The organism is Gordonia sp. NPDC003950, from assembly GCF_053605205.1.
Genome location: NZ_JBSGIT010000010.1, coordinates 158,485 through 179,283, shown reverse-complemented (window position 1 = coordinate 179,283; position 20,799 = coordinate 158,485). Strand labels below are relative to the sequence as shown.

At 66.8% G+C, this 20,799-nt stretch carries 22 protein-coding genes; 9 read left to right on the top strand and 13 right to left on the bottom strand.

The window, feature by feature from the left end; genetic code table 11:
• Nucleotides 1-200: 200 nt before the first annotated feature.
• Genes ACWETB_RS11390 through ACWETB_RS11375 form a run of 4 tightly spaced genes read left to right on the top strand, consistent with a single transcriptional unit; the run spans nucleotide 201 to nucleotide 4,403 of the window.
• The gene (locus ACWETB_RS11390) at nucleotides 201-1,118 is read left to right on the top strand and encodes an enoyl-CoA hydratase (RefSeq protein ID WP_452211187.1); all 918 of its coding nucleotides are present in this window, start codon (nucleotides 201-203) and stop codon (nucleotides 1,116-1,118) included.
• A 1-nt stretch (nucleotide 1,119) separates the two neighbouring features.
• A complete protein-coding gene (locus ACWETB_RS11385) occupies nucleotides 1,120-2,286 on the top strand; it encodes an acyl-CoA dehydrogenase family protein (RefSeq protein ID WP_452211185.1) in 1,167 nt (388 codons plus the stop codon).
• Between the two features lie 3 nt (nucleotides 2,287-2,289).
• Nucleotides 2,290-3,261 carry an acyl-CoA dehydrogenase family protein gene (locus tag ACWETB_RS11380; protein ID WP_452211183.1) on the top strand — a complete coding sequence of 324 codons (972 nt, stop codon included), beginning with the start codon at nucleotides 2,290-2,292 and terminating at the stop codon, nucleotides 3,259-3,261.
• Nucleotides 3,258-4,403, top strand: a complete 1,146-nt coding sequence (locus tag ACWETB_RS11375) for an acyl-CoA dehydrogenase family protein (protein ID WP_452211181.1) — start codon at nucleotides 3,258-3,260, stop codon at nucleotides 4,401-4,403. The genes ACWETB_RS11380 and ACWETB_RS11375 overlap by 4 nt, the downstream gene beginning before the upstream one ends.
• A gap of 60 nt (nucleotides 4,404-4,463) precedes the next feature.
• Here the strand turns inward: ACWETB_RS11375 and ACWETB_RS11370 are convergent, their stop codons facing one another.
• Nucleotides 4,464-5,093 (bottom strand): TMEM175 family protein, encoded by a 630-nt coding sequence (locus tag ACWETB_RS11370; RefSeq protein WP_452211179.1) that lies wholly within the window; start codon nucleotides 5,091-5,093, stop codon nucleotides 4,464-4,466.
• 31 nt (nucleotides 5,094-5,124) lie between these two features.
• Complete coding sequence (locus ACWETB_RS11365) at nucleotides 5,125-5,928, bottom strand: helix-turn-helix domain-containing protein (RefSeq protein ID WP_452211177.1); 804 nt, start codon at nucleotides 5,926-5,928, stop codon at nucleotides 5,125-5,127.
• A 66-nt stretch (nucleotides 5,929-5,994) separates the two neighbouring features.
• Between ACWETB_RS11365 and ACWETB_RS11360 the strand changes: the two genes are divergently transcribed.
• Entirely contained in the window at nucleotides 5,995-6,351 is a 357-nt protein-coding gene (locus ACWETB_RS11360; protein WP_452211175.1) for a hypothetical protein, read from the top strand.
• On the opposite strand, the gene ACWETB_RS11355 is transcribed toward ACWETB_RS11360, so the two are convergent.
• Genes ACWETB_RS11355 through hsaA form a run of 6 tightly spaced genes read right to left on the bottom strand, consistent with a single transcriptional unit; the run spans nucleotide 6,306 to nucleotide 12,189 of the window.
• Nucleotides 6,306-7,448, bottom strand: coding sequence for a sulfotransferase family protein (locus ACWETB_RS11355; RefSeq protein WP_452211173.1), 1,143 nt, complete (start codon nucleotides 7,446-7,448; stop codon nucleotides 6,306-6,308). The two genes, ACWETB_RS11360 and ACWETB_RS11355, sit on opposite strands and share 46 nt — an antisense overlap.
• On the bottom strand, nucleotides 7,441-8,232 hold the full coding sequence (locus ACWETB_RS11350; RefSeq protein ID WP_452211171.1) for an SDR family oxidoreductase: 792 nt from the start codon (nucleotides 8,230-8,232) through the stop codon (nucleotides 7,441-7,443). Before ACWETB_RS11350 ends, ACWETB_RS11355 begins: the two co-directional genes overlap by 8 nt.
• Nucleotides 8,229-9,437, bottom strand: a complete 1,209-nt coding sequence (locus ACWETB_RS11345) for a hypothetical protein (protein WP_452211169.1) — start codon at nucleotides 9,435-9,437, stop codon at nucleotides 8,229-8,231. The genes ACWETB_RS11350 and ACWETB_RS11345 overlap by 4 nt, the downstream gene beginning before the upstream one ends.
• Complete coding sequence (gene hsaB / locus ACWETB_RS11340; protein ID WP_452211167.1) at nucleotides 9,434-10,006, bottom strand: 3-hydroxy-9,10-secoandrosta-1,3,5(10)-triene-9,17-dione monooxygenase reductase subunit; 573 nt, start codon at nucleotides 10,004-10,006, stop codon at nucleotides 9,434-9,436. The genes ACWETB_RS11345 and hsaB overlap by 4 nt, the downstream gene beginning before the upstream one ends.
• A 10-nt stretch (nucleotides 10,007-10,016) precedes the next feature.
• Complete coding sequence (gene hsaC / locus ACWETB_RS11335) at nucleotides 10,017-10,928, bottom strand: iron-dependent extradiol dioxygenase HsaC (RefSeq protein WP_452211165.1); 912 nt, start codon at nucleotides 10,926-10,928, stop codon at nucleotides 10,017-10,019.
• 49 nt (nucleotides 10,929-10,977) lie between these two features.
• Nucleotides 10,978-12,189: a 3-hydroxy-9,10-secoandrosta-1,3,5(10)-triene-9,17-dione monooxygenase oxygenase subunit gene (gene hsaA / locus ACWETB_RS11330; protein WP_452211163.1), complete on the bottom strand. Its 1,212-nt coding sequence runs from the start codon at nucleotides 12,187-12,189 to the stop codon at nucleotides 10,978-10,980.
• A gap of 257 nt (nucleotides 12,190-12,446) precedes the next feature.
• On the opposite strand from hsaA, the gene ACWETB_RS11325 reads away from it, so the two are divergent.
• Nucleotides 12,447-13,673 (top strand): Rieske 2Fe-2S domain-containing protein, encoded by a 1,227-nt coding sequence (locus tag ACWETB_RS11325; RefSeq protein WP_452211161.1) that lies wholly within the window; start codon nucleotides 12,447-12,449, stop codon nucleotides 13,671-13,673.
• Nucleotides 13,674-13,677: 4 nt separating this feature from the next.
• Entirely contained in the window at nucleotides 13,678-14,058 is a 381-nt protein-coding gene (locus ACWETB_RS11320) for a hypothetical protein (RefSeq protein WP_452211159.1), read from the top strand.
• A gap of 13 nt (nucleotides 14,059-14,071) precedes the next feature.
• Here ACWETB_RS11320 and ACWETB_RS11315 read toward each other — a convergent pair whose 3' ends face one another.
• From ACWETB_RS11315 to ACWETB_RS11305, 3 genes are all read right to left on the bottom strand, one after another.
• Nucleotides 14,072-15,094 carry a zinc-dependent alcohol dehydrogenase family protein gene (locus ACWETB_RS11315; protein WP_452211157.1) on the bottom strand — a complete coding sequence of 341 codons (1,023 nt, stop codon included), beginning with the start codon at nucleotides 15,092-15,094 and terminating at the stop codon, nucleotides 14,072-14,074.
• Nucleotides 15,095-15,160: 66 nt separating this feature from the next.
• Nucleotides 15,161-15,703, bottom strand: coding sequence for a hypothetical protein (locus tag ACWETB_RS11310; RefSeq protein WP_452211155.1), 543 nt, complete (start codon nucleotides 15,701-15,703; stop codon nucleotides 15,161-15,163).
• The gene (locus ACWETB_RS11305) at nucleotides 15,700-16,809 is read right to left on the bottom strand and encodes an SLAC1 family transporter (protein WP_452211153.1); all 1,110 of its coding nucleotides are present in this window, start codon (nucleotides 16,807-16,809) and stop codon (nucleotides 15,700-15,702) included. Before ACWETB_RS11305 ends, ACWETB_RS11310 begins: the two co-directional genes overlap by 4 nt.
• Before the next feature lie 100 nt (nucleotides 16,810-16,909).
• Here ACWETB_RS11305 and ACWETB_RS11300 point away from each other — a divergent pair, with 100 nt between their 5' ends.
• On the top strand, nucleotides 16,910-17,842 hold the full coding sequence (locus ACWETB_RS11300; RefSeq protein WP_452211203.1) for a LysR family transcriptional regulator: 933 nt from the start codon (nucleotides 16,910-16,912) through the stop codon (nucleotides 17,840-17,842).
• A 62-nt stretch (nucleotides 17,843-17,904) separates the two neighbouring features.
• Complete coding sequence (locus ACWETB_RS11295; protein ID WP_452211151.1) at nucleotides 17,905-18,705, top strand: VOC family protein; 801 nt, start codon at nucleotides 17,905-17,907, stop codon at nucleotides 18,703-18,705.
• A gap of 113 nt (nucleotides 18,706-18,818) precedes the next feature.
• Here ACWETB_RS11295 and dmpG read toward each other — a convergent pair whose 3' ends face one another.
• Both dmpG and ACWETB_RS11285 read right to left on the bottom strand, forming a co-directional pair.
• A complete protein-coding gene (gene dmpG / locus ACWETB_RS11290) occupies nucleotides 18,819-19,895 on the bottom strand; it encodes a 4-hydroxy-2-oxovalerate aldolase (RefSeq protein WP_348804708.1) in 1,077 nt (358 codons plus the stop codon).
• Complete coding sequence (locus ACWETB_RS11285) at nucleotides 19,892-20,794, bottom strand: acetaldehyde dehydrogenase (acetylating) (RefSeq protein ID WP_348808734.1); 903 nt, start codon at nucleotides 20,792-20,794, stop codon at nucleotides 19,892-19,894. The genes dmpG and ACWETB_RS11285 overlap by 4 nt, the downstream gene beginning before the upstream one ends.
• Nucleotides 20,795-20,799 lie beyond the last annotated feature (5 nt).

Sequence of the window (20,799 nt, the reverse complement as noted above, 5' to 3'; positions counted from 1 at the left end):
CGTCGGCGACCCTGGCAGCAGGTACAGCTGCCGGGCCTCGAAGCTCTGGTCAACCAGCGAGTGCGAAGGTCGCGTGAGCAGCAGAAACTCCATGCGGACGATCACGAAAGTGGAGGAAGAACGTCCCTCCCCCACTTCCGTCAACCGCGACTCACACGTCGAACTACCAACCAAGCACTTGCTAGGTTACGCTCGTGGACATGAGCGATGCCGTCATCCCCGCGCCGTTGGGCCCGAGCGACCTCGGGCCGGACACCTCCCCCGTCGCCTACGAAACGGGAGGGCCCGGCGACGCCGTCGCGTATGTGACGCTCAACCGGCCGGAGTACCGCAACGCGCAGAACTCGGTGATGACGTACTCGCTCGACGCGGCGTTCCGCAAGGCCGTCGACGACCCGTCGGTCAAGGTGATCGTCCTGCGGGCCAACGGCAAGCACTTCTCGGCCGGTCACGACATCGGCACCCCCGAACGCGACTTCGACACCTTCTACGAGAACGCGGCCGTCCTGCATTGGGACCACACCGACAAGACCGGGGCCGATCAGCGCCTGGCCCGGGAGATGGAGGTGTACATGGGGATGTGCCGCCGGTGGCGTGACATCCCCAAACCGATGATCGCCCAGGTGCACGGCGCCTGCATCGCCGGTGGCCTGATGCTCGCCTGGGTCTGCGATTTCATCGTCGCCTCCGACGATGCGTTCTTCTCCGATCCGGTGGCCCGCATGGGGATTCCCGGCGTCGAGTACTTCGCCCACGCCTACGTCCTCGGCGCGCGTCGCGCCAAGGAGATCCTGTTCACCGGTGACCGGTTCACCGCCACCCAGGCCGCCGACTGGGGCATGGTGAATCACGTCGTCGAGCGGGATGGCCTGGCCGGCAGGGTGAACGGCATCGCCGAGAGGATCGTCGAGATGCCGATGCAGGGCCTGTTCCTGGCGAAGAAGGCCGTCAACATCTGCGAGGACCAGATGGGCATGCGCAACGCGATGGACTCGGTCTTCGGCTGGCATCACTTCGCCCATTCCGCGAATGCCGAGGCCGCCGGCGGGGATTCGCTGGGCGGCATGGACGCCAAGTCGATGAAGACCGCCGCCTCCCCCAACGGCAGCGGTGCCTGACATGGATTTCCTCTTCGACGACGCCGCCGATGCCTTCCGCGCCGAAGTGCGTGCCTGGCTGGCCGATCACGTTCCCGCACAGCCGCTTCCGTCGATGGACACCGCCGAGGGTTTCGAGGCCCATCGGCAGTGGGAGGCAACGATGGCCGCCGACCGGATGTCGGTGGTCAGCTGGCCGGAGGAGTTCGGTGGTCGTGACGAACCGTTGCTGCACTGGCTGATCTTCGAGGAGGAGTACTACCGCTCCGGCGCACCGGGCCGGGTGAGCCAGAACGGCATCTTCCTATTGGCGCCCACCCTCTTCGAGCACGCCCATCCGGAGCAGTTGGCGCGGATCATGCCGCGGATGGCCCGCGCCGACGACATCTGGGGACAGGCGTGGAGTGAGCCCGAGGCGGGCAGCGATCTCGCGTCGTTGCGTTCCACGGCCACCCGCACCGACGGCGGGTGGCTGCTCAACGGACAGAAGACGTGGAGTTCCCGGTCGAGTTTCGCCGATCGGGCGTTCGGCCTGTTCCGCAGCGACAAGGCCGCGCAGCGTCATAAAGGGTTGACCTACTTCATGTTCGACCTGCGCAGTCCCGGCGTCACGGTGCGTCCGATCGCGCAACTCGACGGCGAAGCCGGATTCGCGGAGTTGTTCCTCGAGGATGTCTTTGTCCCCGACGACCCCGGTGCACCGGCCGAGTCCGGGGTGATCGGCGAGGTCGACAACGGATGGCGGGTCGCGATGAGCACTGCCGCCAACGAACGCGGACTGTCCCTGCGCTCACCGGGGCGATTCCTGGCCACCACCGACCGCCTGGTCGAGCTGTGGAAGACCCACCGCGACGAGGTCCCGTCCACCGCGGCCACCGACAAGGGCGTCGCCGACGCCTGGATCGGTTCCCGCGCATACGAACTCTCGACGTATCAGACGGTCAGCCGCCTCGCCGCCGGCGGGCAACTCGGCATGGAGTCGTCGATCAACAAGGTCTTCTGGTCGCAGTGGGACATCGCCGCACACGAGACCGCACTCGACCTGCAGGGCTCGCTCGCCGAGATCGACGACCCGTGGATGGACGGCTACCTGTTCTCCCTATCCGGTCCGATCTACGCCGGTACCAACGAGATTCAACGCAATGTAATCGCGGAGCGGCTGCTGGGACTGCCGCGGGGAGATCGGTGAGACATGGACTTCCTGTTGTCCGACATCCATGACGACCTCGCGTCGAGCATCGACGGCCTGTTGACCAAGGCCGACAGTCCCGCACTCGCGCGGGCCTGGGCCGCCGGGGATCGCGACCCGGCGAGGGCGACATTCGGCCACCTCGCCGACGCCGGGGTGTTCGGCCTGATGATCGACGAGGGCAGCGGCGGCGCCGGTGCCGGCGCCGTCGAAATGGTGGTCGCTGCGGAGCAATTGGGGCGTCACGCCGTCCCCGGCCCCCTGGCCGAAACCCTCGCCGTCGTCCCGACGTTGCTCGCCGGAATCGACGACGTGGAGATGCTCTCCGGGATCGCCGAAGGCCGACTGGTGACCGTGGCGGCCGCACCGTGGGCGCCGATGGCCGCCGACGCGGACGCCGCACACACGATCTACCTGCTGGCCGACGGCACGTTCTCGACCGCCGAGGCCGTCAGCACTCGTCAGTCCGTGGACCCGGCGCGCACGGTCTCCGAAGTCCGCGCCCGCGACACCATCCAGACCGGGGTGGTGGGCGCACGGGCCGTCGATCTCGGCGCGCTCGCCACCGCCGCACAGCTACTCGGCCTGGGGCAGCGCATGCTGGCCATCGCATCGGAGTATGCGTTGGCCCGCAAGCAGTTCGGCCGCGCCATCGGTTCCTTCCAGGCGGTCAAACATCACCTGGCCGATGTGGCGATCGCCGTGGAGATGGCCCGGCCGCTGGTCTACGGAGCCGCCGTGGGCATCGACGGCGGCGCACCCGAGCACACCGACGTCTCCCGCGACGTCTCGGCTGCCAAGGTGGCCGCCTCCGACGCCGCACACCTCGCTTCGCGCAACGCATTACAGGTTCTCGGTGCGATCGGCTACACCGCCGAACACGATCTCTCGATCTATCTGACCAAGACCCGCGCCCTCGTCGGCGCGTGGGGTACGCCGGCACAACACCGGTCCCGCATCCTGGAGACGCTATGAGCACCACCGTCGACGATCCCGCTGTGAACAACCCCGCCGTCAACAACCCTGTTGGGGCGGAGCCGATCTCCGCCGAGGATCGTGAGGCGCTACGCGAGTCGGTCGCCTCCCTGCTCGCGCAGCGGTCCGACCCTGCGGCGGTGCGACGGGCGATGACGCGGACACCACGGATCGACCGGTCGCTGTGGCAGACGCTGAGCGCCGAGATCGGTGTGGCGGCCCTGCCCATCGTCGAGCACGTCGGCGGTGCCGGTGCCACCTTCGTCGAGACCGGGATCGTCCTCGAGGAACTCGGTGCGACACTGGCGATGGTCCCGGTCTTCACCGCCGCGTTGGCCGCCGCCGTCGTGAACGCCGCCGGCGACGACGATGCGGCACAACGACTGCTGCCCGGCATCGCCTCCGGCGAGCAGATCGTCGCCACCTGCTGGGCCGGGCCGTCCGGCTGGTCGGGATCGCCGGGCGTGCGCGCCGAGGCCGGATTGCTTTCGGGCACCGCCCACTACGTGATCGACGGTGAGTGCGCCGATCACTTCCTGGTGTTGGCCTCCACCGACTCGGGTACCACCGTCCACGACGTCGACGCGCACGCCGAAGGCGTCACCGTCGCCGCGTTGCCGACCGTCGACCCCACCCGGCCGCTGGCGTCGGTCACATTCGACGAGGTGCCGGCGACCACGATTTCGGCCGGCTCCGCCACCGTCGACCGGGTACGTGCGGCCGCGCGGGCGTTGTTGTCCGCCGAGCAGGTCGGCGGCGCGACGCGGGCGCTTGCGATGACCGTCGACTACAGCCGGGAACGCTCCCAGTTCGGTCGGGTCATCGGATCCTTCCAGGCCCTCAAGCATCGGATGGCCGACATGTACATGCTGGTGGAGACGGCTCGGTCGATGTCGCGGGCGGCGATCGACGCGGTTGCCGCCGACGTTCCGGACGCCCCCGACCTGGCCGCCGCGGCACATGTCTACTGCTCGGAGGCGTTCTCGTCGGTGACCGGTGAGGCGATCCAACTGCACGGCGGCATCGGCATCACCTGGGAGCACGACATCGGCCTGTACTTCAAACGCGCCCACGGTAGTTCGCAATTGTTCGGTCAGCCTCACGAGGTGGTCGGCGAGTTGGTGGCCGAGCTGCGTCGCTGAGCGGGGTGATCGGGCGACGTCGGACCTCACGACGATCACACAAGCCCGAGCCCGAGAGCACTACTGCCGCGCGTGCATCACCCGCATCCCCACCGCATTCGCGGGTCCGGCGAGCAGTAACAACAGCAACGACCACAGACCCACTGCCGGAATGAGTGCGGTGACCGCGAAGGCCAGCGTCAGCATCACGATCGTCCCGAAGTCCGGTGGCGCCGACCGCCACGCATCTCCCTCCGGTGAGGTCTCCATCAACTCCGGGTGCCGACGACCCCACAGCGACATCGCGATGAGGGTGGCGATCGACACCAACAGCACCACGATGTACATGAGATTGGCGCCCTTCAGCTCATGTCCGCTGATCAGCGCCGTCATGAAGGGCAACACCACGATGGTGAACATCCACACGAAGTGCAGGTCGAAGATCACCCGGTCATAGGCCCGGAAGTTCTCCATCATCCGGTGGTGATTGCGCCACAGCACCCAGATCACCGCGAAACTGATCAGAAAGCCGATCACCTCGTCGGAGTGGTCGCGATACACCTGCCCGACCGTCTCCCCCTCGGTGAGATCGCCGACGACGTCGACCAGCGGGAGGATCAGCAGCGTCAACGCGATCGCGACGACGGCGTCGGTGAACGCGATCAGGCGACGGAAACCCTCTTCGGTCCGTCGCTCCGGAGATTCGGCCATGTGCTCACCGTAGGCGCCCGACGCCTGTTCCTCATGCCGTGTCCGACCCGGCGCGGCGAGACAGGAACTCACGCGTGTGTGCGTCAGCGGGATGAAAGGTTTCGACGGTGAGCTCGGAGATGGTGACATCACGTGCGGAGGTCAGCGCCGCGGCGGTCGAGAAGAAGCGCAGTTCCCCATCGCGGTGCGTCAGGCGTAGCGGCAGGACCACGGCGCCGTCGCCGGCAAACCCGGGTTGCGTATCGGCGTCACCGGCGCCGCCGTAGGTCGACAGTTCGCCGACGAGGCCGTCGAGGGCCGGGTCACCGGTCCGGTCCGCACGACGCCGGACCTGCCCGATCAGGTGCGCGCGCACCTCGGCGAGATTGATGATCCGGGGTGCCATCCCTCGCGGATGCAGCGCCAGCCGAACCACATTCACCGGGGCCGCGAGCAGATCGGCGGCGCAACCATCGAGCAGCACACCGATGGCACCATTGGCCTCCACCATGTTCCAGTGTCTGTCGAGGATCACGGCGGGCGCGGGTTCGACGGCTCGCACCATCTGCGAGAGCTGCCCGCGGACCGCGGCCAGTGCGTCATCGTCGAGGTCGTGATGTGAATAGACCGGCGCGTGCCCGGCGGCCACGAGAATCCGATTACGTTCGCGCAGTGGGATGTCGAGATGACCGCTCAGGTGCACCACCATCTCGGTGCTCGGCGTCGAACGCCCGGTCTCGATGAAACTCAGGTGCCGCGCGCTCACACCTGTCAGCGCCGACAGCGCCAGTTGTGACAGCCCGCTGCGATGTCGCCAGTCGCGCAGTATCTCTCCGGGCCGACGAGAGGTGTCCATGACCTCCAAGGTAATTGACCGCACGCGGCTCCGAGGGGTGCAATGGGCATGCCGAGAGGAGGCCCGATGGACACACCGTCACCGCCGTCGGAACCCGACGTCGCGGTCCCGCGCTGGCTCCGGATCACGATGCGTTCCGACCGGGCGTGGTCGTCGTGGTACATCGTGGCGAGTCTGTTCTTCGCTCCGATCCTGCTCTGGCTGGACACGTGGCCGGTGTTGCGCACCGTCGCGGTGATGGTGATCGCCGTGTCCGGTCTGTGGCTGGGCCTTCTCGGCATCGCGATGGCCACCGGCTTGGCCATCGTGCTGCACTCGGGTGCGGAGTTGCCGGAACAGTACTGGCGCACCGTGTTCCACGACCTGCCGCCGACGGGTCAGTCGGCGAATGCCGCCGCCACCGACTCCTCGTCGAGTCCGTAATCGGCGAGCCGATAGGTGTGCCGGGGTGCCCGCGCACCGGACCGGCTCTCCTCGTCGAGTGCGACCATCGCCGCGCGCGCGGGCTCGGAGAGGTCGGCACCCACCGCCTCATACACCCGTTCCACGACGCCGAACGGGTCGGCCCGCAGGTCGGCGAAGTCGATGTCGAGGAACTGGCCTGAGTCGTATCGCTCACGCGCGGCGGAGAATTCGCGCAGTCCCCGCGACCACAGTTCCAACTGTGACTGTCCGATCCGGCCGCCGACGAAGGTCGTCGACCATCCCGGAGTGGCGTGTTCGGCGAGGCTGCACATGGACGCGATGATGGTCTCGGGTGCGCGGTGGGTCTGGATCACCAGCGCGTCGGGGTAGGTGGCCATCAGCGCGTCGAGGGCGAAGAGATGGCTCGGATTCTTGAGTACCCACCGCTTGTCGGGGTCGTTGCTGCCGATCAACTGCAGATTGCGTTTGTGTCGCGCGTAGGCGGGTGTCCAGTCCTGACCGGCCAGCCAGCGTGAGTAGCTCGGCAGGTACGCCAGCGACTCGTAGGAGATCGACATGATGCTCTGCCGCAACAACTGCCAGCATTCCTCGACCTCGCCGGCGTCCATGTAGTGCAGTCCGAGGAACTCGGGGTTCTCGACGTGGTGTTGTGCGAAACCGGCGTTGATCTGTTGGTATACCGGGTTGTCGGCCCAGGTGTCGCGTGGGGGTCGGGGTTGAGGGAACTCGGCCAGCCACATCTGAAGACCCTGATGCGCAGGATCGGCGGTGAGCAGACGATGCAGCGCGGTCGTTCCGGTGCGCGGCAGCCCGGTGACGAAGATCGGGCGGGTGATCTCGACGTCGGCGTGGCCCGGATTGGCCTTCCACGATGCCTCACTGAGCAGGCGCGCCACCAGCGCTCCCTTGAGGAAGAACCGGAACATCTTGCTGCCCAGTTCGGTCAGCCCGGCCTCGTCGGCATAGGACTCGAGCAGGATCTGCAGTGGTTCGCGGTAGGCGGCGTCGCCGAAATCGTCGAGACCTGTTGCCCGGATCGCCGATTCGTGGAGATCGTCGACGGTGCCGACCGAGGTCAGGGTCGATCTAGTCATGGTATTCCCCGCAGTTGACGTCGAGGGTGTGGCCGGTGATGGCGGCCGCCATCGGCGAGGCGAGAAAGACGACGGCGTCGGCGATCTCGTCGGGCTCGGGGAGCCGCTTGAGGTCGGATTTCGCGGCGGTCTGCTCGTACACCTGTTCCGGGGTGATGCCGTACTTGGTGGCGATCTCGCCGAAGTACCACCGGAGCTGATCGTCCCAGATGTAGCCGGGTGCCACGGAGTTGACGCGAATCCCCTTCTCACCGAGTTCGGTGGCGAGGGTCTGCGACATCGCAAGCATCGCCGACTTCGCGAGTTTGTAACTGCCGTAGCGGGGTTCGGAGTGCCGAATCACCATCGAATTGATGTTGACGATGGCGCCCGACCGCTCGGCGAGGGAGTCGGTGAACGCCTTGATCACCCGGAGGGTACCCAGCACCGTCAGGTCGAGACTCGTGGTGATCTGGTCGAAGGCGGTGCGCGACAGGGGTTTCATCGACGGCAGGGCGAACGCATTGTTCACCAGCACGTCGACGCCACCGAACTCGTCGGTGACCGCGCCGACGAGAGAGGTCACGGCGTCGTCGTCGGTGATGTCGGTGGGCACCACGAGGCTCGGACCGTCGATCTCGGCAGCGACCTCCTTGAGTCGGGATTCGGTGCGGGCCGCGAGCACCACCGTCGCTCCGGCCGCGGCCGCGCGCAGGCAGATCGATCGGCCCAGTCCGGGACCCACGCCGGACACCACGACGACCTTGCCGGCGAGCAGTCCGGTGGCCGGCGTGGTGACGGTCATGCGAGCATCCTTTCGGCGAACTGCCGTTGCCTCTGCGCGATTCGCTCCGACCATCCGCGGTCGTCGATGCGGTTCTGCTCGAGGTAGGGCAGGTGATGGTCGAGGTCGCCGATGTCGATGACCTGTGCGCTCGGACCGAGTTCGGGTGTGATCGGCGTGTCGGTGCGTTGCCAACGGAACTGCAGGATGCCGCGGCGTCGTCCGGTGGTCTCGATCCAGTTGGTGACGCCGGGGTTGCGGTGTGACACCACCATCCGGATCATCCCGTCCGGATCGACCTGTGCCTGAGCGGAATTGAGGCTGGTCTGGTGGTGGACGTAGTCCAGCGAAATGTACCAGAGGCTGCCGAGTTGGAAGCCTTGATACGGCGCAACGGATTTCGGGACGGTGATCACCATCGCCTCGTCGTCGGCAAGCCGATAGTGGCCGACCGAGGAGAACTGGGTGGCCAGACCGCCCGGGGTGAGCCGCGGTGGGGTGAAGGTGTTCACCGGTTCGTCGAGGTAGAACCACTTCGGAAAGTTGAACCAGGTGTTGACGCGTGCGGTCAGCATCTTCGCGGCGGTGCGGTACCGGCGGACCACGCGGTCGAGATCGGGTTCGGCGGGTGCCGTCCCGGCGCTGTCGACGCGTTCGATGGCGATCTCTCCCTTGCGGGCCGACCAGTCCGAGTACACCTCACGGACCGACAGTGTCGTCGCCCCGTCCGGCAGGACGAACCGGCCCGCACCGGGTGCGGAACCGGCCGGTGCGAAGGTGATGTCGAAGTGACCGTCGCCGTCGATGCTCAGGCGCCGATCGTCGAAGGCGTCGTCGCCACCGGGTACCGCCTCAGGGGTGTAATCCCCGCGCAGCACTTGGAAACTCAGGTCGGCGGTGGTGCCGCGCCGACCCCACACGCGGTAGGTTCCGGTGTCCTCGATGTCGGCGTGCCGGTAGAGGGTGTCCGGGTTGTCCAATCCCATCTTGGTGTACGGTCCGGTCGAGGTGACGAACACCGGGTGGGTCAGGTTGCGGGTCCGCACCAGGTGCAGGATCGCCGAGATGCTGCCGGCGAGATAGTCGTAGCCTTCGGCGAGATCATGCTCGTCGACGATGAATTCCGCGGAGGCGATCAACTTTTCGGCCTCGGCAATGGCATCGGTGAAAGGTCGGGTGACGTCGGCCGGGATCGCGACGGGCGGCGTCTGCGCGGGGGCACTCATAGCCAGGTGTCCCCTCCGGTCCAGGTGAGGAAGTTCTCCAGTTCGGCCTGGGCGGGTGTCACGCGCGGATGCTCGGTGGACAGATATCCACCGCGGTAGAACAGTAATGGCTTGTCCTGCAACACATCCCCTAGTGTTTGGGCGCGGCCGATGACGATGTGATGATCGCCGCCGTCTGCGACTGTCTCGATGGTGCACTCCACCCAGGTGAGGCAGTGCCGGATCACCGGAAGCCCCGACGGTGACGGATCCCAGGTGACGCCGGCGAATTTGTCGTCGCGGGGCGCACCGAAGTTCGCGCTCACGTCCTGCTGCCGGTTGGAGAGCACGTTGACGCAGAACGCGCCCCGCTCTTCGATCACGGTCCAGGTACGCGAGGTCTTCTGCGGACAGAACAGCACCAGCGGCGGGTCCAGCGACAGGGCCGCGAACGACTGGCACGCGAAGCCGGTGGGTTGATCATCGGCGGTCAACGTCGTGATGACGGTGACGCCGGTGCAGAACTGGCCCATCGCCGTGCGGAACTGGCGGGAGTCGAAGTCGGCGGAACCGTACGGTGTCGCGTTCATCGCGGGACGCTCAGTCCCGGAATCCGACCGTGAAATCGTGGCCCCAGAGGCTGACCGCGGTCGATTCCCGGGCGATCCAGTCACCATCGTCGACCTGTCGTCCCTCACAACCGAATTCGACATCGAATCCTCCCGGGGTCTTCATGTAGAACGACAGCATGAGGTCGTTGACGTGCCGGCCGAGGGTGGCCGACATCTTGACCTTGCGGCGCAGTGCACGGTCGAGACAGAGGCCGACGTCGTCGGAGTTGCCCACCTCCACCATGAGGTGCACGATGCCGGTCGAGTTGGGGATGGGCAGGAAGGCCAGCGAGTGGTGGCGCGGGTTGCAGCCGAGGAAGCGCAGCCAGGGCACCTCGTCACCCTCCTCACGGCCGACCACCTGCGGGGGCAGGCGCATCGAATCACGCAGGGAGAAGCCGAGCACGTCGCGATAGAACTCGAGTGCCGCCTTGTCGTCGTCGCAGGTGAGGACGACGTGACCGAGTCCCTGATCGCCGGTGACGAATCGATGTCCGTACGGGCTGACGATGCGTCGATGTTGCAGCGCCACACCGTGAAAGGCCTCGATGGTGTTACCGGCCGGATCGGTGAAGACGATCATCTCCACGACCTGCCGGTCGAGGAGTTCTTCGTCCTTGGCCTCTCGGAAGACCACTCCGGCATCCGAAAGCCGATCCCGGACATCCTGCAGCGCAGCAGCATTGGCGCATTCCCAGCCCGACGATGAGAGTCTGTCGTGCTCACCGGGCACGATCACCAGACGTGCCGGGAAGTCATCCATCCGGAGATAGAGTGCACCCTCGGTGGGACCGTCGCCCTCGACCATGCCGAGCACCTTGAGCCCGAAGTCGCGCCAGGCGTCCATGTCGGTCGCTTCGATACGCATATAGCCCAGCGATCGGATGGGACTCTCGGTCATTTTCTGTGTCTCCTCGGATGTCACGTGATCTCTTGCGGCGCGGATGCCGTCACACCATGGTGTCGCCGACCGGAATCCCGAACTCGCCGTTGCCAAATGCGACGTACGCGCGTTCCGGATCGTTGGCCGCGTGCACCCGCCCGGCGTGCGCGTCCCGCCAGAACCGCTGAATCGGCGAATCGACGTTGAGCGCACCCGCGCCGGAATTCTCGAAGAGGCTGTCAACGGCGGCGATGGCCCGTCCGGTGGCCCGCACCTGGTCACGGCGGGCGGCCAGGCGCAACTCCATCGGGATCTCCTCGCCGGCGAGGATGAGGTCGTATTCGGCCTGCAGGTTGCCGGACAGTTGGCGCCACGCGGCGTCGATGTCACTGGCCGCACCGGCGATACGCACCTTGGCGAACGGATCGTCCTTGGACTTCTCACCGGCATAGGCGGCGCGCACCCGCTTGCCCTGATGCTCCACGTGAGAGTGATACGCGCCGTAAGCCATTCCGACGATCGGCGTGGAGATCGTGCTCGGATGGATGGTGCCCCAGGGCATCTTGTAGACCGGTGCGGTGTTGCGTGCAAGCCCGGGGCTGCGGTACTCGGCCATGGTGCGCATGCTCAGGACCCGGTGGGTCGGCACGAAGGCGTCCTTGACCTCCAGGGTGTTGGAGCCGGTGCCTTTGAGCCCGACCACATTCCACACGTCCTTGATGGTGTAGTCCGAGCGCGGGAGTAGGAAGCTGACGAAGTCGACGGGTTTGCCGCGCTTCATCACCGGGCCACCGACAAAGGTCCAGTCGGCGATCTCACAGCCCGAGGAGAAGGCCCAGTTGCCGTTCACCTTGTAGCCACCGTCGACCACCTCGCCCACCCCCATCGGGGCATACGACGACGAGATCCGCACCGAGGTGTCCGAACCCCAGACGTCCTCCTGGGCCTGCTGGTCGAAGAGCGCCAGATGCCAGTTGTGGATGCCGATGATGCCGGAGACCCAACCGGTGGATCCGCACGCGGTGGACAGTCGCCGGACCGCCTCGTAGAAGGTGACCGGATCGACCTGATAGCCGCCCCACTGTTCGGGTTGCATCAGTTTGAAGAAGCCCGCACCTTCGAGGCTGGAGACGGTCTCGTCGGGGATGCGTCGGAGATCCTCGGTCTGTTGCGCACGCTGCTCGATCTCCGGCAGCAGTGCATTGATTTTCTCCAGGACCTGCTCCGCCGCCTCGCTGCGCTGGTCAGACCCGCTCGATTGTGCTGGCATCTCGCCCATTCCTGTCCTCGTCGTCGCCGCCGTCGCCGAAACTCCGGCCGTTGGACGGCTCCTGCTCTCAACTTCTTCCGAGACTAGAACACGTTCTCATTTATGTCGAGTACTGGGCCTTTGGCCTCATGTCCTGCCCATATCAGGTCCGCTAGCCTCGAACCCGTCACCATTTTTGTAACATGTTCTAGTATTGGCCGTGGGGCGAATCGTCAGAGCTTTTCGCCGATCGATACACCACCGCCACGACGATGGGAGAGCGCCGCATGACCGCGACAGCCGACACCGGCAGCAGTGTCACCGGGAGCCCGGCCACCGAGAGCACGGACACCGGGAGCACGGACACCGGAATCCGGGAGATCGACACCGGAACCCCGCCGACGCGCTTCGCACGGGGCTGGCACTGCCTCGGGTTGGTCGACGAATTCCGCGACGGCAAGCCGCATTCGGTGCAGGTATTCGGCACCAAGCTGGTCGTCTGGGCCGATACCGCCGGTGACATCCAGGTGCTCGACGCCTACTGCCGACACATGGGCGGCGACCTGAGCCAGGGCAACATCAAGGGCGACAACGTGGCCTGCCCGTTCCACGGCTGGATGTGGAAAGGCAACGGACGATGCGGCGGCGTTCCCTACGCCAAGCGCAATCCCAAACTCGCCAAGACGCGTGCGTGGCCGACGATGATCCGCAACGGCCAGGTGTTCGTCTACAACGATCCGGAGGGCAACCCACCCCCGGAGGACTCCGTCATCCCGGAACTCTCGGAGTTCGGGACCGACGAGTGGACCACCTGGACGTGGAATCGGCTCGTCATCGAGGGCTCCAACTGCCGCGAGATCATCGACAACGTCGTCGACATGGCGCACTTCTTCTACGTGCACTATGCACTGCCGGACTACTTCAAGAACGTCTTCGAGGGTGAGACCGCCGCGCAGTACATGAACAGCCACGGCCGGCCCGACGTCGACTTCGGCAGCGGCTACGCCGAGAGCCGGCTCGAATCGGTGGCCGCGTACTACGGCCCGTCCTACATGCTCAACCCGATGGTGCAGTACTACGGCGACTTCAAGATCGAGACGATCCTGACCAACTGCCACTACCCCATCGACGCCAACTCCTTCGTCCTGATGTACGGAGTGATGGCCAAGATCCCGGAGGGACTCAACAAGGAGCAGGCGGCCAAGATGGCCGCGAAGATCTCCGCGGGTATCGAGGTCGGATTCCTCCAGGACGTCGAGATCTGGAAGAACAAGACACGCATCGACAATCCCCTCCTCGTCGAGGAGGACGGGCCGGTGTACCAACTTCGACGCTGGTACGAGCAGTTCTATGTCGACAAGACCGACGTCGTCGACGAGATGACGCAGCGTTTCGAGTACGAGATCGACACCACGAAGGCCGTCGAGAGCTGGAACGTCGAAGTGGCCGAGAATCTGCGACGCCGGCAGGACGAGGACGAGAAAGCTGCGGACACCGCCGAGAGCCCGGTGTGAGCAGATGACGGGCGCTGTCGAGGAGAACACTCAGGGCTGGGCCAAGGCACCCGATTTCAGCGCCGACCCGGCCCACCTCGCGCGCGTTCATGACGCGACCGCGCGCGACCGCGCCCATTATCTGCGCGGTGGCATGACCGAGATCGAATGCCGGTCATGCCACGCGTGCGTGATGGTGAAGAAGACCAGTCCGCACCACACCAGCGTGCAGTGGAACTCCGCGGCGGCGGCGTGCTGCAACGAGTTGGCGACGATCCGGGAAACCGGCGGCAACCCGGCGATGATGCGGACCTGCCCCCGCCTGTCGGCGAGTATCGATCACGGTGTCGCCGAAGGGATCATCCCGTCGGAGTCGCCGGAGTCCGATCCCGACGGGTACTGGTGAGGGTCGAAGTTTCTCACACCGACAGCAACACCTTGGTGGCGCGACGTTCGTCCATCGCCCGGTAGGCCTCTGCGGCTTCGGCCAACGGCACGGTGAGGTCGAACACCTTGCCCGGGTTGATGGTTCGATCCCAGATCTTCTCGATCAGTTCGGGCAGGAACCGCCGTACCGGTGCCGGGCCGCCGAGCAGATGCACCTCGGCGAAGAAGACCTCGAGTCCGGGCAGTTCGACGCCGTGCGACACCCCGACGTAGCCGACGTGTCCGCCGGGCCGGGTGGACCGGATCGCCTGCATCATCGATTCCTGCGTACCGACTGCCTCGATGACCGAATGTGCACCGAGGCCGTCGGTGAGTTCCCTGATCCGTGCGACACCCTCGTCGCCACGTTCCTCGACGATGTCGGTCGCCCCGAATTCGCGGGCCAGCACCTGCCGGTCAGCATGGCGACTCATGGCGATGATGCGCTGCGCACCAAGTTGTTTGGCGGCCATGACCGCGCACAGTCCGACGGCACCGTCGCCGACCACGGCCACCGTCTTACCCGGTCCGGCGTCGGCGGCGACGGCCCCGAACCATCCGGTCCCCAATACGTCCGAGGCCGCCAACAACGACGGGATGAGGTCGGGATCGGGTTGACCCGGGGTGGCGACGAGCGTGCCGTCGGCGAGCGGTATCCGGGCGTACTCGGCCTGCGTACCGATCGCGCCCATGGGTTTGGCGTGCACACACCGCGATTGGTAACCGTCGACGCAGATCTCACAGGTGTTGTCGGAGGCGAAGAACGATCCGACGACGAAGTCGCCGACCTTGATCGTGGTGACCGCGTCGCCGATCTCGGTGACGGTGCCGACGTACTCGTGGCCCATCGGGGCACGCTTGGTGACGTCCTCGATCCCGCGGTACGGCCACAGGTCCGAACCGCATACGCAGGATGCGGCGAGTTTGATGACGGCGTCGGTGGGTTCGATGATGGTCGGGTCGTCACGCTCCTCGACGCGGATGTCGCCGGGGGCATAGATCATGACTCCACGCATACGGTGGGTCTCCTCTCGATGTGAACGTCTGGTCCTTCCACAGTGGCACGAGATGAGCGTCGCGCACTACCGCGCAGGTGAGACGCCCTGACGCCACCGCAGCAGCGCAGCGATGACTGCCACAACCGCGGTGATCACCCCGACGACGAGGGTCGTGATCAGACCCCACCCCGGGCTCAGGATCGGGCCGGGTAGGTCGACCGCGTCGATGACGTTGGCGTCGAACAGCTTTCGGGCCGGATCGGCGACCACGACACCCGCCCAGACCGCCGTCGCCACCCCAGCGGCGACGATGATCCCGGCAGCGACCGCCACGGCGATTCGATTGGCACGGAACGGCTTCCACCAACAGAGGGTCGCGGCGAGGAAGATGACCACACCCAGGATGAGGGTGATCAGTCCCGGCCGGTGGGTCTGATCGGCGAAGAAGGCCTGGGCGTCGGCGGAATCGGCGGCAGTGGCGTCGACCCCACCGAGCCCGGTGATCCGCAACCCGATGCCCTCGTCGGAGTATCCCCAGGTGGCCTGACTGCACCCGACGATCACCACTCCGGCGATCACCAATGCGGGCCACAGGTACGGGCGGACTCTGTCGACGACGCTGTTCACCGCTCCAGCGTGCCACGAGCCGGTGCCGCCAGCAGCGACCCGTCGACGAGGCCGGCCACGGTTCGCGCCGCCACCACCAGCCACGCCACCACCAGCGCCACGAACGACACCAGTGCCGCGACCGTGAACCCCACCCAGCCGTCGACCAGCGCCAGAGCCGCCGAACCGGTGACGAAGGTGCCCACCGGGAAGATGAACGACCACCAGGTCAGCGCGAACGGGAGGCCGCGACGAGCGGTGTGGGTGGTGATCGTCGCGGACAGGACGATCCAGGCCACGGCCAGGGTCCACACCCCGATCGCATACCCGAGGGCGAGGTCGTGCACCAGCCGCGCGGTCGGGGCGTCGAGCAGTCCGGTGGAGTTGTGCGAGAGCAGGCACGCAGCGGTGACGGACTGCCCCAGCGGACCGAGCACGATCCACCACGTCGGCACCAGCGCGGCCGGGCCGACGCCGTCGGTGAACAGGCGACGACCGATCGCGACGATGATCGGTGCGCTCAGCGCGAGCGACAGCGTGAAGGCGGCCACCCCGATGACGAGGAGGATCTCGCGTGCACGTGTGTCGGTGACGGCACCGGCCAGTACCGCGGCCGCCGACGCCGACACCATCGGCGGCACCACCGACATCAGCCATCCGCCGAAGGCGTCGCCGCGGCCGGTCGATCGCAGGTGCCGCAAGGGGATGACGATCGCCGTCACGACTCCGCCGACGGTGCCGACGGTGAAGCACACGAGATCGACGGCCAACGCGGCGTCGTGGCCGATCGCAGACGTACCGGCGACGAGCGTCGAGGTCCCCACGGTCAGTGTCGCCATCGGCACGGCGCCGTAGAAGTGGGCGATCACCGGGTGGTTGTGGTGGCCACGCGCGGCCGCCGGGTGGGCCAGCCAGTGGACCGCGGTGGCCGCGACCACGGAGGTGAAGATCATGCAGGCCAAGAGCCAGAACACGATCGACACCGCTCCGAACATCGCCGACCGATCGACCAGCGCGTGGGCGGCCACCGAGATGATCCCGGTGCCCATGACCGCAGCGAACCAATTGGGCGGAACATGCGCGAAGCGGGCGGGTGCGATCGCGGATCGGGTCACGGTGGTGGTCATGTCATCCACTGTCGCGGTCGCGGCCTGTGCGCAGTAGAGAGCAATCTCCTGCAGGGGATACAACGACCGGTTGTACCCTGGCGGGGTGTTGAGCTCCCGCATGCCCGATCTGGTGTCCCTGGAAACGCTGCTCGCCGTCGTCACCACGGGCAGCCTCAACGCGGCGGCCACCGAACTGGGGATCTCACAGCAGGCGACGTCGGCGCGGATGCGCGCCCTCGAGGCGACGCTGGGCGTCTCGCTGCTCGACCGCTCGCCGACCGGCACCGTCCCCACCGAGGCGGGCACCCTGGTCGCGGAGTGGGCCGATCGACTGCTGACCGTGGCCGGCGAGTTCGACGCCGGCCTCGCCGCGCTGCGCCGGGAGCGTCGCGACCAGTTGCGGATCGCGGCGAGCCTGACGATCGCCGAACACCTCCTGCCCCGCTGGCTGGTGTCCTTCGCCGCATCCGCCGACACCACACCCAAGGTCTCGTTCACCGCCACCAACTCCGAGCATGCGTGCGAACTGGTGCGCGGCGGTGACGTCGAACTCGGCTTCGTCGAGGGTCCGACCGTGGCCACCGGAGTGCACAGCCGGGATGTCGCCGTCGACCGGCTGGTGCTGGTCGTCCCGCCGGATCATCGGTGGGCGCGCCGGGACTCGGTGACCGCCGCCGAACTCGCCGCCACCCCGCTGGTCACCCGCGAATCGGGTTCCGGCACAAGGAGAGTGCTGGAGACACGCCTGCGCGCGGCGTTGGGTGACGACGTCGCGATCGCGGCACCGGTGCTCGAGTTGTCGACGACGGCGGCGGTGCGTTCGGCGGTGATCGCCGGCGCCGGGCCCGCGGTGCTCAGCGACCTGTCGGTGCGCGACGACATCACCGGCGACGGCGCGGGCCGGCGGCTCGTCGTCGTCGACGTCGACGGTCTGGATCTGACCCGCATCCTGCGGGCGGTGTGGATCGGCGGTCGGGAACCGAAGGCCGGCGCGGCCCGCGACTTCCTCACGCACGTCACGAGATCGGTGGGTCCCCTCCACGGCCGATGAGTTTCGGGAAGACTGACGGTCTGTACTGCCGACACCATCGTCAGCACCGAAGGAGACACGTCATGGCCGAGTATTCCGCCCCGGTGGGCGCCCCGATCTGGTTCGACCTGATGAGCAGCGACCCCGACAAGGCCGCCGAGTTCTACGGGCAGATCTTCGGCTGGGAGGCCGAGGAGGCCCGCGAGGAGTTCGGCGGATACCGCAATTTCCGCCGGGGCGGCGCCCGGGTCGCCGGTTTGAGCCCGTATATGGAGGAGGCCGGCGGACCGGCCAACGTGTGGTCGTTCTACCTGCACACCGAGGATCCCGACGCGACCGCGAAGAATGTCGAGGCCGCCGGCGGTTCGATCATGTTCCCGCCGATGGCGGTCGGCGACGAGGGCACCATGATGGTGGCCATCGACTCCGCCGGCGCCGTCGTCGGCTTCTGGAAGCCCAACCAGCACCCGGGTTTCACCGAGTGGGGTGTGCACGGAGCGCCGTACTGGTTCGAACTGGCGTCGAACGATTACCCCAAGTCGATCGCCTTCTACAGCGAGGTGGTCGGCGCGCGCGCCGACACCGTCATCGACAACACCGGCATGGAGAATCCGCCGAGTGGCCCACTTCGATACTCGCAGTTGTTCTTCGGTGAGAGCGCCTACGGCGGGATCATGGACGCGAACGGGACGTTCGGAGACGCACCGTCGTTCTGGCAGATCTACATCTGCGTCGACGACGTCGCCGCGACGGTGGCGCTGACCGAGAAGCTCGGCGGGGAGGTGGTGATGCCGGGTGAGGACACCCCGTACGGCACCCTGGCCGTGATCAAGGATCCGCTGGGTGCGTTGATCTGCCTGGGGCATCCGCCGGCCGGGATGTAGGGCGTATTCGCGCGGGTCGTCTCGGCTCGCGCGGGTCCAGTTCATCGGCGCGGTCTTTGCAATGACCGCGCGAGTGAGCAGGAGCCGCGTGAACAGCGAGGACCCGCGCGAACCTACACCCCCGCGTTCGCGTCGGCCTTCTTCTTGAGTTCCAGCGCGATGTCGATGAGCTGATCCTCTTGCCCACCAACGAGTTTGCGGTTTCCGGCCTCGATGAGGATGTCGGCGGCGGAGACGCCGTAGCGTTCGGCGTGGTTCTCGGCGTGCTTGAGGAAGCTGGAGTAACAACCGGCGTAACCCATCATCATCGACGGGCGGTCGACGAGGCATTCCGACGGCATCACCGGGCGGACGACGTCCTGGGCGGCGTCGGCGATCTTCATGAAGTCGATGCCGGTGGTGATGCCGAGTTTGTCGCAGACGCCGACGAAGGCCTCGGTGGGGGTGTTGCCCGCACCGGCGCCGAAGCGGCGGATGGAACCGTCGATCTGCTGGGCACCCGCGCGGACCGCGTTGATCGAATTGGCCACGGCGATATCGAGATTCTCGTGTCCGTGGAAGCCGATCTGGGCGTCGTCGCCGAGTTCGGCACGCACCGCCGCGACGCGGTCGGTGACGTCTTCGAGGACCAGCGCTCCGGCCGAGTCGACGACGTAGACGCATTGGCATCCGGCATCGGCCATGATGCGGGCCTGCTTGGCGATGACCTCCGGCGGCTGACTGTGACTCATCATCAGGAAGCCGACGGTTTCCAGGCCGAGGTCGCGGGCCAGGCCGAAGTGCTGGATGGAGACGTCGGCCTCGGTGCAGTGGGTGGCGATGCGGCAGATCTGACCGCCGTTGTCCTGCGCGGCGCGGATGTCGTCCTTGGTGCCGAGCCCGGGCAGCATCAGGAAGGCGATCTTGGCGCGTTTGGCGGTGTCCGCTGCGGCCGCAATCAGTTGCTGCTCGGGGGTTTTGGAGAACCCGTAGTTGAACGACGAGCCACCGAGCCCGTCGCCGTGGGTCACCTCGATGACCGGCACACCCGCGTCGTCGAGGGCGCCGACGATCGCGCGGACCTCCTCCTCGGTGAACTGATGCCGCTTGTGATGGCTGCCGTCGCGCAACGACGAGTCGGTGATGCGGATGTCGAGGGTGTCGGAGTACTTGCGGGCGTTCGCCATCAGCTCCGGATGCGTGGTGGTCATGCCGAGACTCCCAACTTGGTCTTCGCGATCTCCTCGCCGACCTTGGTGGCGGCGGCGGTCATGATGTCGAGGTTGCCGGCGTACGGCGGCAGGAAGTCTCCGGCACCCTCGACCTCGACGAAGATCGAGACGCGGGCGTGACCACCGTTGATGATGCTGGGCGGGTCGAACTGCGGGTCCTGCAGCAGCCGGTAGCCCGGCACGTACTGCTGGATCTCCTTCTCCCGCTTGTGGATCGACTCGGCGATGGCATCCGTGTCGGCGTCGGCGGGGATGGCGCAGAAGATGGTGTCGCGCATGATCATCGGCGGATCGGCCGGGTTGAGGATGATGATGGCCTTGCCGCGGTCGGCGCCGCCGATGGTCTCGATACCCTTCGACGTGGTGCGGGTGAACTCGTCGATGTTGGCGCGCGTACCCGGTCCGGCCGACACCGACGCGACGGATGCAACGATCTCCGCATAGGGCACGGGCACAACCGAACTCACCGCGTGCACCATCGGTATGGTGGCCTGCCCACCGCAGGTGATCATGTTGGTGTTGGGGGCGTCGAGGTGTTCGCGCAGATTCGCCGGCGGCACCACCGCGGGACCGACGGCGGCCGGGGTGAGGTCGACGGCGGTGATGCCGGCCGCCTCGTACTTCGGCGCGTACTCACGGTGCACATACGCCGAGGTGGCCTCGAAGATCAGGTCGGGTTTGTCCGACGAGCCGAGGAGTTCGTCGGCGCCGCCGCTCATGGTGATGAGGCCGCGGTCGGCGGCACGTTTCATCCCTTCGGAGTCGGCGTCGATGCCGACCATCCATCGCGGTTCGATCACCTCGGATCGCTCCAGTTTGTACATCAGGTCGGTGCCGATGTTGCCCGACCCGACGATCGCTGCGGTCAGCTTCGCCACGGGGT